This window comes from Devosia sp. Z6_126, assembly GCF_058133495.1.
In genome coordinates this window covers 83154-98083 of sequence record NZ_JBYUNO010000005.1, presented here as the reverse complement: position 1 = coordinate 98083, position 14930 = coordinate 83154, and the positions used below count along the sequence as shown (strand labels likewise).

Genomic DNA, 14930 nt, shown 5'->3' with positions numbered 1-14930 from the left:
ACCTTGCCCGCTGCCACCGTTTGGCGCCAGACGGCGCCGCTCAATCCAGCAGCAGGCGGTAGCCAATACCGGGTTCGGTGATCAGATGCGCGGGCTGGCTCGGGTCCCGTTCCAATTTTTGCCTGAGTTGGCCGATCGCCACGCGCAGATATTGCGTGTCCTCGACATGGGCAGCGCCCCAAACTGCACTCAGCAGTTCCTTGTGGGTCAACACCTTGCGCTGCCCCGCGATAAGGCGGGTCAGCAAGGCATATTCCTTGGGTGGCAGACGGATCGGCTCGCCGGCGCGGGTCACATAGCGCAGATCGAGGTCCACCACGATGTCGCCAAAGGACACCTTGGCCTGCGAAGGCTGCACCGCTCCTCGCTGCCGGAGTGCGACGCCAATACGCGCCAGGAGTTCACCAATGCCGAAAGGCTTTTCCACATAGTCATTGGCACCCTTTTCAAGGGCCTCGATCTTTTCGCCTTCCTTGTCGCGCGCGGAAAGGATGATCACCGGGCCATCGTAGAAGGTGCGGGCTTTGACCAGCACATCCTTGCCGTCCATGTCGGGCAGGCCAAGGTCGAGGATCACCACATCGGGGCTGCGCAGCACGATTTCGCGCAAGCCCTGCGCGCCGTTATCTGCCCGCAGATGCGCATAGCCTGCCGCCTCAAGTGCCGGACCCAAAAAGCGATGCATCTGCGGCTCGTCATCGATCACGAGGACGCGTTTGCCGATTTCGGTCATGGCTTGATCCAGTGATCCTGCGGCGATTTGTTGAGGCCGATCAGCATGCGGGTGCCCTTGTCGCCATGGATGGGGCTGGCGGCGTGAATGGTGCCGCCCATAGCTTCGATAAAGCCCTTGGTGATGGAAAGGCCAAGGCCAACGCCCTTGCTGCGGTCGGTAGGTTCTTCAAGCCGCCGGAACTTGTCAAACACCCGCTCCAGCTCGGCGGTGGGAATGCCGCGGCCCTCATCCTCGATGCTGATCACGATCTTGGAGCGGTCCTCATAGGCGGCAATGCTGATTTCGGTGTTGTCGGGGGAATAGGCAATGGCGTTTTCGAGGATATTGACCACGGCTTGTTCCAGCAGCCCGGGATCGACGATGACCATGGGCAGCGCCGTGGGGAAATCATAGGAAATGGAATGCTCGCCCAAGCGCCGGCTGAGGCGGGCGGCGGCGGCCCGCAGAATGGCTTCCACATCGCAGCCTTCGAGCCGGAGCGTCACGCCATTGCCCTCGAGCCGGGTCATGTCGAGGAGGTTGCGGATATAATGGTTGAGGCGCTCGGCCTCCTCGCGGATGGAGTGGAGCAGGTCGAGCTTGACCGGGGCTTCGAGCTTGTCGCCCAGTTCTATCAGCGTCGAAGAAGCGCCCAGCACTGTCGAGAGGGGTGTGCGCAGGTCGTGGCTCACGGAATTAAGGAGAGCGGTGCGGAAGCGGTCGGAGCGGCGCAGGGTTTCGGCTTCCACCGATTGGAGCACTAGATCGGCGCGTTCCAGCGCCACGCCGCCGCCATCGGCCAGCGCGGTCAGGAGTTTTTCGCGGTCTGAGCCTGGCAGCGGCGCCTGGGCCTCCACGCCCAGAACGCCGGTGCGGCTGGCGACGCCCTGGAGGGGCCGGAAGGTCCAGCTGGTTTGCGGCAGCGTGCCGGTGCCCTGCCCTGCCAGCTCGCCCCGTTCCCAGGACCAACGGGCGGCGGCCATGGCACCGGCGCCGAGCTGGGCCAGATCGGGCGCGCCGGCCACCAGTTCCAGATCATCGCCCCGGGGCAAGAGCACCACCGATTTGGCCCCGGTCACTGCCGTGGTCTGCTCCACCAAGGCCTTGGCCGCGTCGAGGCGGGTGGGCGCGCGCGAAAAGGCGCGGCTGGCCACAAGGAGCGAGGCGACGTCCCCCGCGCGGCGCTGGGCATCCCGGGTGCGGTCGCGCGAGCGGCCGGCGAGAATGCCGGTCGCCAATGCGACGGCCAGGAACACCAGCAGCGTGAGAAGGTCCGTGGGCGAGCCGATGGCAAAGCTGTAGCGGGGGCTGAGGAAAAGGAGGTTATAAAGCAAAAAGGCGAATACCGCGGCTACGAGGCCGGGCCACAAGCCATGGAGGATCGCGGCGGCGAGAATCGCGGCCAGATAGATCATGCCCAGATCGGCGCGTTCGAAGCGCTGATCCAGCAGATGGGCAATGCCGGTGGCCGCGGCCACATAAACCATTCCCACAAGATGCGACGGCCAGCTATGGCGCAGGCCGCGCAGCCACCACCAGCGCCGCTGTGCCGGAGCACTTTCCCCCGGCTCGGTGACCACATGGATGGAAACGCCCCGGGCGGCGCGCAGCAATTCGGCGGCCAAGGACAGGCCCAACAGTTCGCGCAGGCGGCTATCGGGGCCCTTGCCGATCACGATCTGGGTGACGTTGTTCTGGCCGGCATATTGCAGGGCTGTAGCAACCAGATTGTCGCCATTGAGCACGACGGTGGTGGCGCCCAGCTGTTCGGCGAGCTTGAGCGCATCGTTCAGGCGCGAGGTGGTGCCGGCATCGCCGTCTTCGTGGCGGCCGCGGGAAATATGGGCGACGATCCAGGGGGCGTCCTTCATTGTGTCCGAGAAGCGTCGGCCCTGCCGGACCAGGCCGCCCGCCATGGCATCATCGGCCACCAGCACCAGGATGCGGTCGCCCGCGGCCCAGGGTCCTTCGAGCCCTTTGACGCGCATGGCGGCATTGAGCTGGTCGTCCACGGTTTGCGCGGCGCGGCGCAGGGCCAGTTCACGCAAGGCGGTGAGGTTTTCGGGCTTGAAGAAGTTGTCGGCGGCGAGGCGCGCGGTTTCGGGCACATAAACCTTGCCGGCAGCCATGCGCTCGCGCAGCTCGGCCGGGGTGATATCGACCACTTCGATATCGTCGGCGCGCGAGAGGGCACTGTCGGGCACGGTTTCGCGCTGGCGCACGCCCGTGATCTTGAGCACCACATCCACCAGGCTTTCCAGGTGCTGGACATTGAGCGTCGTCCACACATCGATGCCGGCGCAGAGCAGTTCTTCCACATCCTGCCAGCGCTTGGGATGGCGCGAGCCCGAGGCATTGGTGTGGGCATATTCATCAACGATCAGCAGTTCGGGCCGGCGAGCCAGCGACGCGTCAATGTCAAATTCAAGGAGTGTGCGGCCCCGATGGTCGATGGGCTGGCGTGGCAGAACTTCGAGCCCGCGCAAGAGGCTCTCGGTTTCCTTGCGGCCATGAGTTTCCACAAGGCCCACCACCACGTCGAGGCCCTCCGCCTTGCGGCGGCGGGCCTGGCGCAGCATTTCATAGGTCTTGCCGACGCCCGGGGCCATGCCCAGGAACACTTTGAGCTTGCCGCGATGCGCGTTTTGCGCGGCGGCGAGCAAAGCTTCGGGATCCGGGCGTCGGTAGTCTTGCAAGGCGGGTTTACTCCGTGGGGGCCGGCGCCGGCAGGGGATAGGCGCTGTCGAGTGCGAGATTGGTCAGCAACACATTGACCCTGGGCTGGCCGATAAAGCCAAGCAAGGGGGTTTCGGTGTTCTGGGCAATAACCGTGCGCACCGCTTGGGCGTCGATGCCCCGCGCTGCCGCGATGCGATCGGCCTGCAGGGCGGCAAATTCGGGCGAAATCTCGGGGTCGAGACCCGAGCCCGAAGTGGTGACCGCATCGGGCGGTACGGGGGCACCGGCGGGGGCATAGTCCCGCACCGCCGCCGCATCGCTCGCCACCCGCTCAAGGAGAGCGGGATTGAGCGGCCCCAGATTGGAGCCCGAGGAGCCGGCGGCATTATAGCCGTTGCCGGCCGCCGATGGGCGGGGCCACAGATAATGGGGGGCGGTGGTGACTTGCCCGATCAGGCGCGAGCCGATCACGACGCCCTCATTGTTGCGCAGCAGCGAGCCCTCGGCCTGGGCGGGGAACAGCGCGCCCCCGGCGGCGGTCACCAGCGCGGGGTAGGCGCCGCCCAGCAGCAGCGAAAACAGCAGCATGGAGACAAGGGCGGGTCTGGCTTGGTTCAGCATTTTCTCGGTTCCTTTTCTATACCAAGCCCACGGCGGTGAGCACCATGTCGATCAGCTTGATGCCGATAAACGGGGCCACGAGACCGCCAAGGCCATAGATCAAGAGATTGCGCGACAAGAGCGCTCCGGCCCCCACCGCGCGGTATTTGACGCCGCGCAGGGCCAGCGGGATCAGCGCCACGATCACCAGGGCATTAAAGATCACGGCCGAGAGAATGGCGCTTTCGGGGCTTTGCAACGCCATGACGTTGAGGGCCTGCAGCTGGGGCAGCACGCCCATAAACAGGGCCGGGATGATGGCGAAATACTTGGCCACGTCATTGGCGATGGAGAAGGTGGTCAACGCACCGCGGGTGATTAGCATCTGCTTGCCCACTTCCACGATCTCAATGACCTTGGTGGGATCGCTGTCGAGATCCACCATATTGCCCGCTTCACGGGCCGACTGGGCGCCGGTCTGCATGGCCACGCCCACATCGGCCTGCGCGAGGGCTGGAGCGTCATTGGCGCCGTCGCCGCACATGGCAACGAGCCGGCCCTTGCCCTGTTCTTCGCGGATCAAGCGCAGCTTGTCCTCGGGGGTGGCCTCGGCCAGGAAGTCGTCGACGCCCGCTTCCGCCGCGATGGCGGCGGCGGTGACCGGATTGTCGCCGGTGATCATCACGGTGCGCAGGCCCATCTTGCGCAGATCGGCAAAGCGGGCGGCAACGCCAGGCTTCACCACGTCCTTGAGGTGGATGACACCGAGGAGATTGCTCCCTTCGGCCACAGCCAGCGGCGTGCCGCCCGAGCGGGCGATGCGTTCCACGGCCTGGCGAAAGGCGGCTGGGGTTTCGGCTTCGCTCTTGCCGGTGAAGCGCAGGATGGCGTCCACCGAGCCCTTGCGCCAGTTCTTGCTGTCGGCATCGAGGCCCGAAAGGCGGGTGGTGGCCGAGAACGGTATCACATTGGCGCCGGCCGGCACGTCGGTGACGACGCCCTTGTTGCGCCCGAGTTCGACAATGGAGCGGCCCTCGGGTGTTTCATCGCCAAGCGAGGCCATCACCGCGGCCTGGAAAGCCAGGTCGTCGCGAATGCCAGGCGAGGCGATCACTTCGGTGGCCATGCGGTTGCCAAAGGTGATGGTGCCGGTTTTGTCGAGCAGGAGCGTGTCGACGTCGCCCGCCGCTTCCACCGCGCGGCCAGAGGTGGCCAGCACATTGACCTTGAGCAACCGGTCCATGCCGGCAATGCCCACGGCCGAGAGGAGCCCGCCGATCGTAGTGGGGATCAGGCAGACAAACAGGGCACCCAGCACCACGGGATCGAGCGCCAGGCCCGAATAGGCGGCAAAGCCCAGGAGGGTGACGACAGCGATCAGGAAGATCAGCGTCAAGCCGGCCAGCAGCACCGCGAGGGCGATCTCGTTGGGGGTCTTGCGGCGATCAGCGCCTTCCACCATGGCGATCATGCGATCAAGGAAAGTGGAGCCGGGCTGGGCGGTGACGCGCACCTTGATCCAATCGGACACAACCGTGGTGCCGCCGGTCACGGCCGAACGGTCGCCGCCCGACTCGCGGATCACCGGAGCCGATTCACCGGTGATAGCCGCTTCGTTGACTGAAGCGATGCCCTCGATGATTTCGCCGTCCACGGGGATAACGTCACCGGCCTCAACCAGGATGATCTGCCCCAGTCCCAGTTCATGGGCGGGAGTGGGGATGACCAAGCCCTGCTTTTCATCAACGATCAGCTTGGCCTTGGTGGTGGTGCGGGTGGCGCGCAGGCTGTCGGCCGCCGCCTTACCGCGTCCTTCGGCGATGCTTTCGGCGAAGTTGGCAAATAGCACCGTGGCCCAGAGCCAAAGCGCGATGGCGGTGGCAAAGCCGCCATTGCCGCCCGAGGTAAAGGCTACCACCGCCGAGATGCTGGCCAGCACCGCCACCAGTTCGGTGGCGAGAATAACCGGGTTGCCGAAGAGCTTGCGGGGGTCGAGCTTGCTGAAGCTCTCACCCACTGCCCGGCCGAGCATGGCCGGCGAAAAGCTGCTGGCCAGGCGCCTCGGGGTCGATGACTCGGAGTTGAAATCCACTGATGTCATGATGAGAAACCTTAATTGGCACCGAGCGTCTCAAGCACCTGGAGGTGCTCGACGATCGGGCCGAGGGCGAGTGCAGGGAAATACTGCAGGGCACCCAGGATGATGATGATGCCGATCAGCAGGCCGATAAACAGCGTGCCGCTGGTGGGCAGCGTGCCGGCGCTGGGGGCCAGCTTGGGCTTGGCCGCAATGCTGCCGGCGATGGCAAGCACCGCCACGATGGGAATAAAGCGCCCCATCAGCATGGCCAGGCCCAGCGTGGTGTTCCACCAGGGCACATTGGCCGAGATGCCGCCAAAGGCCGAGCCGTTATTGGCCGTGGCCGAGGTATAGGCATAAAGCAGCTCGCTCAGGCCATGCGCACCGGGGTTGAAGAGGCTGGGCAAGCCGCCGGGCCACACCACGGTGAGCGCCGCCCAACCCAGGGTCGAGAGTGGCACGATCAGGAGCGCCACCATGGCGAACTGGATTTCGCGCGCCTCGATCTTCTTGCCCAGATATTCGGGCGTGCGCCCGACCATGAGGCCAGCCACAAACACCGAGAGCACGGCCATGACGACCATGATGGCGATGCCCGAGCCGATGCCGCCGGGCAGGATTTCACCCAGCATCATCAAGAGCATGGCCATGCCGCCGCCCAGGGGCGAGAAGCTGTCATGCATGCCGTTGACCGAGCCGTTGGAAGCGCCGGTGGTTTGGGCGGCCCAGGCGGCCGTGCTGGCGATGCCGAAGCGGGTTTCCTTGCCCTCGAGGTTGAGGGGGTTCTCGATCCCGGCGGCAACCAGGGCCGGAGCGGGCTTGGCTTCGCTGTGGTATATCACCGCCGCGCCGGCGGCGAGGATGATGATGGCGGCCGTGGCGAGCGCGCGTATATCCTTGCGGGCAATGGCCGTGCGGCCAAAAGCGAAGAACGCGGCCCAGCCCAGTACGTTGATGGCCACAGCGGTCAGCAGATTGGTGAGGGGGGTGGGGTTTTCGAAGGGATGGGCTGAGTTGGCGTTGAAAATGCCGCCGCCATTGATGCCCAATTGCTTAATGGCGAGCTGGCTGGCGGTGGGCGCCACCGAAATGGTTTGGCTGGCGCCTTCCAGCGTGGTCGCCGAAACGGTTGCGGCCAAGTTTTGCACGACGCCGATGCCAACGAGGCCCACGGCAAAGACCAGCGACAGGGGCAGCAGCACGTAAAGCGTGGTGCGCACCAGATCGGCCCAGAAATTGCCGATGCCCGCTTCCTTGTTGCCCGCGAAAGCGCGGGCCAGCGCGGCAGCGATGGCGGCACCGGTGCCGGCAGAAACGAAGTTCTGCGTGGTCAGGCCCACCATCTGGGTGAAGTGGCTCATCGTGGTTTCGCCGGCATAGCTTTGCCAATTGGTGTTGGACACAAAGCTGACCGCCGTGTTGAAGGCGAGATCCGGAGTCACCCCGGCAAAGCCCTGCGGATTGAACGGCAGCACGCCCTGCAGGCGCAGCATCGTATAAAGCAGCAGAAAGCCGACGAGGTTGAAAGCGAGCAGCGAAGCGCCATAGCCCAGCCAGCCCTGCGAGCGGTTGGGGTCGATGCCGCAAGCGGCGTAAAAGCCGCGCTCCAGAGGCTTGAGCACGGGATCAAGCCAGGTGCTTTCCCGGTTCCAGACGCGCGACATGAAAATACCCAATGGCCAGCCCAATGCGAGGGCGAGACCAAGGGTCAGGGCGATTTCCGCCCATCCTTGCCAGTTCATTTTGGTGAGTTTCCGCTAAAGTTTGTCAGGCCGGAACAGGGCGATAACCATGTAAACGGCAATGGCGAGGGCGCCGGCGCCCCAGAGCAAGAACAGCATGGCGCTACACGCGAGCCAGCAGCCGGGCCAGGGCATAAGTCAGGGCAAAAAACCCCAGGCCAAGGGCCAGAAAGAAGATGTCGAACATATCGAGCCTCCGGAAAGAGAGGCCCGGACATTCCTCCCGCGGAGCGTAAAGTTTCCATACGAAAAGCAGTCATGCCGCATAAGGCCGCCATAAAGAAAAGAGGCGCCGGGAGGCGCCTCAAAACAATAGGGTGGCAAGGACCACAAGGCCGCTGCAGAACGGCAGTCCCACCGCGCTTACCAGCAGCAGCACGTCCCGTTCGGCCTCCCGGTCGCGCTCTCGCCGCGACCGTCGCACCGGGGCGGCGCCACGAACCACCCGCGCCCGCGCCCGGCAAAACAGCATCCAGGCCATCACGCCACCCTGGAAAGGATCAGGGCGTCATCGGGTTCGCAATCCTGCAGCGCCAGGCGCATTTCAGCGGCCGTGACCACATTGCGCCGATTGGCGAGGCTGTCCCCGGTCACGTCATGGAGGCGGAACAGAAAGCCGTCGAAACCGGTCACCAGATACCAGCGCGGCTCGGTTTCCGCCGCCAGGCGCGGCAGATGAAGGCGCATGATGCAGATCTGGCGGCGTGCGAGATAGCCCAGGATCATTTCGGGCGTGCCGGGCATGGGCTCCTCGATGAGCCGATCGGCGAGATCGGGCGCCAGCAAGGCGCCCGTGGCTTGAAACCCAATGCGGACCACATAACGGCGCCGCGCCGCGGCAAGCGCCATGGCATGCGCCACGGGCAAGTCAGCGCCTTCCGAGTTCAGTTCATGGGCCACGACCTGGCGGGCGCGCGGCGTCAGCAGCATGGCAGGCTCCAATGCGCCCATGGCCACCAGCAGGCACTGGGCGGCCGACTCTTCGGGGGCAACCGGATCGTGCCAGGGCACGGCAATGTCACTATAAGAGCGGGACTGATGACCGTTCCAGAGCCCGAAGGCCCATTCGCCCGAGCCCAGATCGAAAAAGCCGTGCTCGGCATAAAGGCGCGCCAAGGCATCGGCGCGCTCGGGCACAGCGGCATAAAGCACGGCGCCGCCTTCGGAGCGGGCACGGCCCACGAGGGTTTCGAGCAGGAGGTGCCCAATGCCACGGCAGCGTACATCGGGGCTCACCAGCAGGAATGGGAGGGAGGCCTCTGCAGCGCTATAGCCGTGCGCCAAGATGCCAACGCCAACCACGAGGTGGCATTCGGTGGCCACCAGCACATAGGCACCCTCCCCTTGCAGCAGTTCGGGCCAATCGAGGGCGGTGTGCTTGCCTTCGCCACAGGCTCGCTCGCTCAGGGCCCGCAATTGCGGCAGGTCCGCTTCCCCCGCTTGGCGCAAGCGGGCAAAGGTGGAAAAATGAGCGAAAGACGCATGAGCCGACATTGGTGTCGTTCTCCTTGAAACAAAATGGGGGCTGGTGGTGGGGTGCGCGGCCGATCAGGTCAGCAGGACGAGGGCCCCGACCACTGCAATCGCGTAAAGCAGGGCCACCACGACCAGGGTGATCCGCGCGCGCCGCCCAAGCGCCGCACCCTCGCATTGCGCGGCACCGCCGAAATGGCGATGCAGATACCAGTTGTACCGGTACATCTCGAAACTCCACGAACGAACCGGCGCGAAGATGCTCCCGGGGCGCGTAAAGTTTCGATGTGAATTGGGGGTTAGGTACGTAAAGCCGAGCTAAAGATGCGGTGCCCACACGGTCCACAGCACAGCGCCACGGTCTGCTGAAGGTGCACTCTCTGCCTTTAGGGGGCGGACCGTGCTTGTGTCCGGCCCTGCTCGTTATCGCAGATTCTGCAGCAAGTTTCCCTGTTTGCTTGATGCCACTATCTCGATCAAGCGATCGCCGGGGATGGGCCGCGACAGCAAATAGCCCTGGAAGCTGGCGCAGCCCAAGTTCCTCAGCCGTTGCAGCTGCAGATCGTCTTCCACGCCTTCCGCAGTCACGCTCACGCCCAAGGCATGCGCCATTTCTATGATGGAACGGACAATCGTGCTGGTGGCCGTATCCCGCAGGAGGTCACGGGTAATCGATTGATCGATCTTGAGCTTGTCGACGCTGTGGTGCCGCAAATGGCTGATGGAGGAATATCCGGTGCCGAAATCATCGAGTGCAATTCTGATCCCGGCCGTTCTCAGCTTTGCCAGCGTATCGCGCACCATTGGCGAATTTTTCAGCAGGATACCTTCGGTAATCTCCAGTTCAAGCCTGTCAGGCTGCAGATGCTGGTTGGAAAGAACGTCGAGGATGCGATCGGCGAGGTTGGGATCATCGAACTGGAGGGGGGACACGTTAACCGCGATCCAGGGCAGCTCGGCAATGGCTGCAAAGCCGCAGGCTTGTGCCAAAACCCACAGACCAAGCTCGTGAATGACACCCCGCTCTTCGGCATCGCCAATGAAGCTGTCGGGCGAGAGCGGGCCGCGCACCGGATGGTTCCAGCGCACCAAGGCCTCGGCCCCGACGATCTCCCCGCCTAGTGCGCCGTAAATGGGCTGATAAAGCAAATGGAGCTCGGTTCCTCCGAGAATGGCATTGCGCAAGTCAACTTCCAAGATCCGCTTCTCCCGCCGCAACTGGTCCATCGAGAGATCGTAGATTCTGAAGCAGTTCCGGCCGGCAGCCTTGGCGGCATAAAGCGCCACATCGGCACACCGCATCATTTCAGCGGTGGATACCGCGTCACCTGCTTCAAGGGCGACACCGAGGCTTGCCGTGACATTGACCGCCTCGCCGCCAAGCACAAAGGGATCGTGGAAGCTGTCCAGCATCGATTGACACAAGAAACGAGCATGTCCGTCGCTGACAACGCCAGGCTGCACGAGCGCGAATTCGTCGCCCCCCAGACGGGTCAGCGTCGCTCCTTCAGGGAGGGTGGCAGACAAGCGGCGCGCAACCTGCTTGATAAGCTGGTCGCCGGCTGCATGGCCGAGCGTGTCGTTGATCTCCTTGAATTTGTCGAGGTCAATGCAAACCAGCGCGACTTTGGCCTTGGCCAGATACTCATACTGCAGTGCCTCCTGCAGCCGAACTTCAAAGAGGGCCCGGTTGGCAATGCCGGTCAAGGGGTCGTGGAAGGCCAGGAACTCGATCTGGGCTTGGCTTTGCTCCAGTTGTAGCGTGGTTCGCCGCAGCCACACCAGCAAGCCGCCCATCCCGGCGGAGCCCAACAGCAACAAGCCCAGCGCGGCAGGGGCGCTATCCTTCAACAATGCCAGTGCCGGTTTTATTGGTGTCCAAACAACAAAGCCAACTATGCGGCCAGCATTGCTGAGCAGCGGTAGTGTACCGCTACCCTTCCCGGGTCCCCCGATCCGAAGGTCAGTCAAGCCCGCTTGCCGGCCGAGCTGGTCGAGAAATCCCGAGCCTAGCAAGACAACTGAAACATGCAGGAACTCACTGCCTGGAGTCTGGGTTACGGCGCGGCTTGTTGGAACAACGGGCCTGATGCTCACAAACGCCAGTTGCCCGTCGGTTAGGCGGGCGGTTTCAGACAGTCCCAAGCCAGTAATGGCGGCAGTTGAGTCGCTCATGGCTGCTGAAACGGCGGCCATCTCCTGACGAAGCAACTGCGTTAGTGCTTCGACGGTGGGCAAGTCACGGGGGTCGACCTCGGGTTCCGCCGTCACGCCCTCGTTGGCGGCCCGCACCACGCGGTTATCCGGTGCAATGACGTAGACGCGATCGTGCTTGAAGAAGGTCCCCATCCACTGACCAGATTCTGGGCGATCCAGGTCTGGTTCGCCGCCCGTAGGTTGACGACGGCATCGTCTCCGGCAGCGGAGCTGTCCTGCTCCATAGCGATGCGCTCTTTGCGAGCAGCAATTCCGGCGGCAATATAATGCTGTTCTTCCACCAGTTCCCTGGTGTCTATTCTATGAACTGCCCACCACGCGGCCACGGCAAAGGCAAGCACAAGCGCCAAAGCTAAACAGAGCGAAACCGTCGCCACTGGCCTTATGCTGTGCTCTTTGCCGTGTTGAAGTCTATTCATGACGCGGATGCCGATTTACGCACACGTTAGTCGGCCAACCTGGCAGCCGCTTTCGTAAGGATCTCTGCCGCACATCAAACTATCAAAGTAGTTACGGTCACATTACTTTCGCCCTCTTAAACGCTCTGCTGGAGAAATCTGAATTCTCCATGGATCATTTCAGGCCTTGTGCGCTCAGTAGCGAGCCCCAATTCCCCACCGCAGCCTTATAAGGTTAGTTGACTGGCAGAAGTATCAAGAAGAGCCTGCCCTGAAACAGGGCTACTTACCTTCCAGTACTTGGGCCCGGACCATCGAAGGATCGTGAACTGCTCGGCCGCAGGAGCAAGACCATGCTTGCCAACTGCCATCGATGAGAACAAGCTGCCTCGGCCGGACCGGTGGATGCAGTTGGACAGACCCCCGCGGCCGGCATGGGGAGGTTGGAACATCATGGACGATGGATTTTCCGGTGCCGGTGAAATGACCACCGCAGCGGGGGTATGTTCGCTCAGCCGCCGCCGGTTCCTGGTGGGCGCTGCGGCCGGTCTTGGCGCTCTGGGGCTTGCCGGCTGCGCCAGCTCGGGCACCGATATGAGCCTGGCTGAAGCCAAGCTCGCCTATGGCCCCCTTCCCCAGGAACGCTTCCCCGTTCCGGCGGTCAATGTCAGCAAGATCAACCCGAAATATCTGCGCCGCATCGTGCGCTACGACACGGCGGAAGCCCCTGGCACGATCATCATCGATCCGCGCAATTACTACGTCTACCGCATCGAGGGCGAGGGCAATGCCACGCGTTATGGCGCCAATGTCGGCCGCCAAGGCTTTTTGTGGAACGGCGACGCCTATATCGGGCGCAAGGCCGAATGGCCGGTCTGGACTCCACCCCGGGAGATGATCGCGCGCCAACCCGAGGTCGCCATGTATGCCGGCGGCATGCCCCCGGGCCTCGGCAATCCTCTAGGCGCGCGCACGCTTTATCTTTATCAGAACGGCACCTACACGCTTTACACCATCTACAGCACGATCATGCCTGAAACCATCGGCAAGGGCATTTCCAGCGGCTGTATCGGCCTGCTGACGCAGGACATGGTCCATCTTTATGAGCGGACCCCAATCAAAACCAAGGTCGTGGTCCTCAAGGCCTGAAGCTGATGCGGCAGGCGGCTGGAGCGATCAGCGCCGCCTCTGCGTCAGCGCCATGCCCGCCAGGATCATCACCACGCCAAGGCTTGCCGCCCACAGCGTCACCGGTGCGCCGCGTAGCATGTCGAAAATGACGCCGCACACCATCTGCCCGGCGATCACGAGGAGCGTCGAATTGACGGCACCGATACGTGGCAAGAGCCAGGAGCCGGAGGCGACAAACACCACCCCGAGCCCGCCGCCCGTGAAAACCCACCACGGAATAGCGGCAAGGTTGCTGGGAATGAGCCCGCCGATCACCAGGGCGATGGCACTGAGGAAAACAAAGCCGACGCCGTGATTCCAGAAGGAGGATATCAGCGGCGTGCTGGACAGGGACAACCGCCCATTGACCTGGCGGCTTAGGATCACGAGCAGACCCGCGACGAAAGCGAAGGCGCTGGACGTAATCATGCGCCACCCAGTCCGAACAGGATGATAACCATGCTGCCGCCCCCGATCAGGAGCACGGCAGCGGCATCACGCCACTCAAGGCGTCGCCGCGGCAGGCCGAGCAAGCCCCAGAAGTCCGCGGCCAGGCTAAGTACCACCTGACCGACTAGGCCCAGCGCCAGCGTGCCCGCGAGGGCGAGCGGCGAATTTACGGCCGTGGAGGTCAGCATCACTGTCGCGGCGCCCAGGATGCCCCCGAGATAAGCCCAAAGGGGTGCCTTGCCCGCTTTTTCCTGCGCAGCTTGGCTTGAAGCGCGTTGTTGGCGCCAAACGATCGCCAACACCGCTACGGAAACAACCATGCCGACGCCATGGGCAAGCCAGGACGAAAACATGGGCCCGCCATAACGCCCCGCTTCGCCATTGATGAACACGGCGAGCGACAGCAAACCCCCGGTCGCAAAGGCTGCGATCAGGTGCAGCGGATTCAGGCGCTGCGCACCAGATGACGACATGACAAGGACCGACTCGGGTTGGGATCAACAGCTCTAATCGTTGTGAGGCGCCGGTAGAAGTGCAAGCCACCGGGTGCCCTATCCGTGCGGACAAGAAGCAATAGAACGCCCACGTCATGATGTTGCGTTGCGTCGCAGAGCACAGGATCTGCGGCAAGACCGAAGCATTGGGGTTGGGCGCGCAGCAAGGCAAGCTGCGCGCTCAAAATTATTGTGCCGGGCACATATTGGTGGGCTCGACCTTGAGAACGGGGAAGCAATCCTTCCACTGCTCGGTGCGAGTCGGCCACGGGGTCAGGAACTCCGGCGATTCTTCGTATTCAAGCACGCCCTGCGCCTGCAGGTTTTTGACCCGCCCATCGAGATATTCCTTGAGCACGGCGACCTTACCGTCGACAACCGTGGCGATCCAGACATCGTTGACCACCTGGCGGCTACCGCGCTGGATGGTGCGGAACTGAATTTCCATGGCGACCCGATTGGCTTCGGCATCAATGTAGAAAGCGTCGGCCGGCAGGAAGAAGCTCGTATCCTCGGCCTGGCCGCAAAACAGTTCGAGATCGGCGACCGCCGCATCAATGCCAAGCACGCGGCTTGTAGGATAGGAAAAGTCCACGTCCTCCGCCAAGGTGGCCCGCATCAGATCTGTATCGCAGGTGGCCCACGAACTGGCGAGGTCAAGCATCAGCGCTTGCATCTGAGCGCGGGCCGATCCTTCGGACTCGATCGTACCGGCGAACTCCACGCCCGGACGAACTTCGGCGGCCACAAGACTGGCAGCAGGCAAGCTTGCGAGAAGGGCAAGACAAGAAACGGCGAGGCACTTCAAATTACGCATTATAGTGTTGTCCCATTGAGCAAACATCTGTTCGCCCGCTTACTATGGCTGTGGCACATTCCTCCGGCAAGATGACCGGGGGCCTGCGAGGCCTT

General features: G+C 63.4%; 13 protein-coding genes. 1 reads left to right on the top strand and 12 read right to left on the bottom strand.

Features of this window, described 5'->3' with window-relative positions:
* Window positions 1-40 precede the first annotated feature (40 nt).
* The 9 genes from AC3YOG_RS18755 to AC3YOG_RS18715 all read right to left on the bottom strand — a co-directional run bounded on the left by AC3YOG_RS18755 (window position 41) and on the right by AC3YOG_RS18715 (window position 11638).
* Window positions 41-733 (bottom strand): response regulator, encoded by a 693-nt coding sequence (locus AC3YOG_RS18755; RefSeq protein ID WP_489936183.1) that lies wholly within the window; start codon window positions 731-733, stop codon window positions 41-43.
* The gene (locus AC3YOG_RS18750; protein ID WP_489936182.1) at window positions 730-3411 is read right to left on the bottom strand and encodes a DUF4118 domain-containing protein; all 2682 of its coding nucleotides are present in this window, start codon (window positions 3409-3411) and stop codon (window positions 730-732) included. The genes AC3YOG_RS18755 and AC3YOG_RS18750 overlap by 4 nt, the downstream gene beginning before the upstream one ends.
* Window positions 3412-3418: 7 nt before the next feature.
* Window positions 3419-4015 (bottom strand): potassium-transporting ATPase subunit KdpC, encoded by a 597-nt coding sequence (gene kdpC / locus AC3YOG_RS18745; RefSeq protein WP_489936181.1) that lies wholly within the window; start codon window positions 4013-4015, stop codon window positions 3419-3421.
* A gap of 16 nt (window positions 4016-4031) precedes the next feature.
* A complete protein-coding gene (gene kdpB / locus AC3YOG_RS18740; protein ID WP_489936180.1) occupies window positions 4032-6095 on the bottom strand; it encodes a potassium-transporting ATPase subunit KdpB in 2064 nt (687 codons plus the stop codon).
* Between the two features lie 11 nt (window positions 6096-6106).
* Window positions 6107-7816 (bottom strand): potassium-transporting ATPase subunit KdpA, encoded by a 1710-nt coding sequence (gene kdpA / locus AC3YOG_RS18735; protein WP_489936179.1) that lies wholly within the window; start codon window positions 7814-7816, stop codon window positions 6107-6109.
* Window positions 7817-8120: 304 nt separating this feature from the next.
* Window positions 8121-8297, bottom strand: a complete 177-nt coding sequence (locus AC3YOG_RS18730; protein ID WP_489936178.1) for a hypothetical protein — start codon at window positions 8295-8297, stop codon at window positions 8121-8123.
* The gene (locus AC3YOG_RS18725) at window positions 8297-9310 is read right to left on the bottom strand and encodes a GNAT family N-acetyltransferase (RefSeq protein WP_489936177.1); all 1014 of its coding nucleotides are present in this window, start codon (window positions 9308-9310) and stop codon (window positions 8297-8299) included. Before AC3YOG_RS18725 ends, AC3YOG_RS18730 begins: the two co-directional genes overlap by 1 nt.
* Before the next feature lie 54 nt (window positions 9311-9364).
* The gene (locus tag AC3YOG_RS18720) at window positions 9365-9517 is read right to left on the bottom strand and encodes a hypothetical protein (protein ID WP_172125808.1); all 153 of its coding nucleotides are present in this window, start codon (window positions 9515-9517) and stop codon (window positions 9365-9367) included.
* Between the two features lie 195 nt (window positions 9518-9712).
* On the bottom strand, window positions 9713-11638 hold the full coding sequence (locus tag AC3YOG_RS18715; RefSeq protein ID WP_489936176.1) for a putative bifunctional diguanylate cyclase/phosphodiesterase: 1926 nt from the start codon (window positions 11636-11638) through the stop codon (window positions 9713-9715).
* Between the two features lie 719 nt (window positions 11639-12357).
* Between AC3YOG_RS18715 and AC3YOG_RS18710 the strand changes: the two genes are divergently transcribed.
* The gene (locus AC3YOG_RS18710; protein WP_489936175.1) at window positions 12358-13053 is read left to right on the top strand and encodes a L,D-transpeptidase; all 696 of its coding nucleotides are present in this window, start codon (window positions 12358-12360) and stop codon (window positions 13051-13053) included.
* 27 nt (window positions 13054-13080) lie between these two features.
* On the opposite strand, the gene AC3YOG_RS18705 is transcribed toward AC3YOG_RS18710, so the two are convergent.
* The 3 genes from AC3YOG_RS18705 to AC3YOG_RS18695 form a co-directional block, all read right to left on the bottom strand.
* A complete protein-coding gene (locus tag AC3YOG_RS18705; protein ID WP_489936174.1) occupies window positions 13081-13503 on the bottom strand; it encodes a DMT family transporter in 423 nt (140 codons plus the stop codon).
* Window positions 13500-13997 carry a DMT family transporter gene (locus AC3YOG_RS18700; protein ID WP_127754413.1) on the bottom strand — a complete coding sequence of 166 codons (498 nt, stop codon included), beginning with the start codon at window positions 13995-13997 and terminating at the stop codon, window positions 13500-13502. The genes AC3YOG_RS18705 and AC3YOG_RS18700 overlap by 4 nt, the downstream gene beginning before the upstream one ends.
* 208 nt (window positions 13998-14205) lie before the next feature.
* A complete protein-coding gene (locus tag AC3YOG_RS18695) occupies window positions 14206-14835 on the bottom strand; it encodes a nuclear transport factor 2 family protein (RefSeq protein ID WP_206524648.1) in 630 nt (209 codons plus the stop codon).
* Between the last annotated feature and the right edge of the window lie 95 nt (window positions 14836-14930).

Bases quoted from the DNA above. Each gene is read 5' to 3' on its own strand.
- AC3YOG_RS18755 (WP_489936183.1), bottom strand. From the start codon at position 733: ATGACCGAAATCGGCAAACGCGTCCTCGTGATCGATGACGAGCCGCAG.
- kdpC (WP_489936181.1), bottom strand. From the start codon at position 4,015: ATGCTGAACCAAGCCAGACCCGCCCTTGTCTCCATGCTGCTGTTTTCG.
- kdpB (WP_489936180.1), bottom strand. From the start codon at position 6,095: ATGACATCAGTGGATTTCAACTCCGAGTCATCGACCCCGAGGCGCCTG.
- kdpA (WP_489936179.1), bottom strand. From the start codon at position 7,816: ATGAACTGGCAAGGATGGGCGGAAATCGCCCTGACCCTTGGTCTCGCC.
- AC3YOG_RS18730 (WP_489936178.1), bottom strand. From the start codon at position 8,297: ATGGCCTGGATGCTGTTTTGCCGGGCGCGGGCGCGGGTGGTTCGTGGC.
- AC3YOG_RS18725 (WP_489936177.1), bottom strand. From the start codon at position 9,310: ATGTCGGCTCATGCGTCTTTCGCTCATTTTTCCACCTTTGCCCGCTTG.
- AC3YOG_RS18720 (WP_172125808.1), bottom strand. From the start codon at position 9,517: ATGTACCGGTACAACTGGTATCTGCATCGCCATTTCGGCGGTGCCGCG.
- AC3YOG_RS18715 (WP_489936176.1), bottom strand. From the start codon at position 11,638: ATGGGGACCTTCTTCAAGCACGATCGCGTCTACGTCATTGCACCGGAT.
- AC3YOG_RS18710 (WP_489936175.1), top strand. From the start codon at position 12,358: ATGGACGATGGATTTTCCGGTGCCGGTGAAATGACCACCGCAGCGGGG.
- AC3YOG_RS18705 (WP_489936174.1), bottom strand. From the start codon at position 13,503: ATGATTACGTCCAGCGCCTTCGCTTTCGTCGCGGGTCTGCTCGTGATC.
- AC3YOG_RS18700 (WP_127754413.1), bottom strand. From the start codon at position 13,997: ATGTCGTCATCTGGTGCGCAGCGCCTGAATCCGCTGCACCTGATCGCA.
- AC3YOG_RS18695 (WP_206524648.1), bottom strand. From the start codon at position 14,835: ATGCGTAATTTGAAGTGCCTCGCCGTTTCTTGTCTTGCCCTTCTCGCA.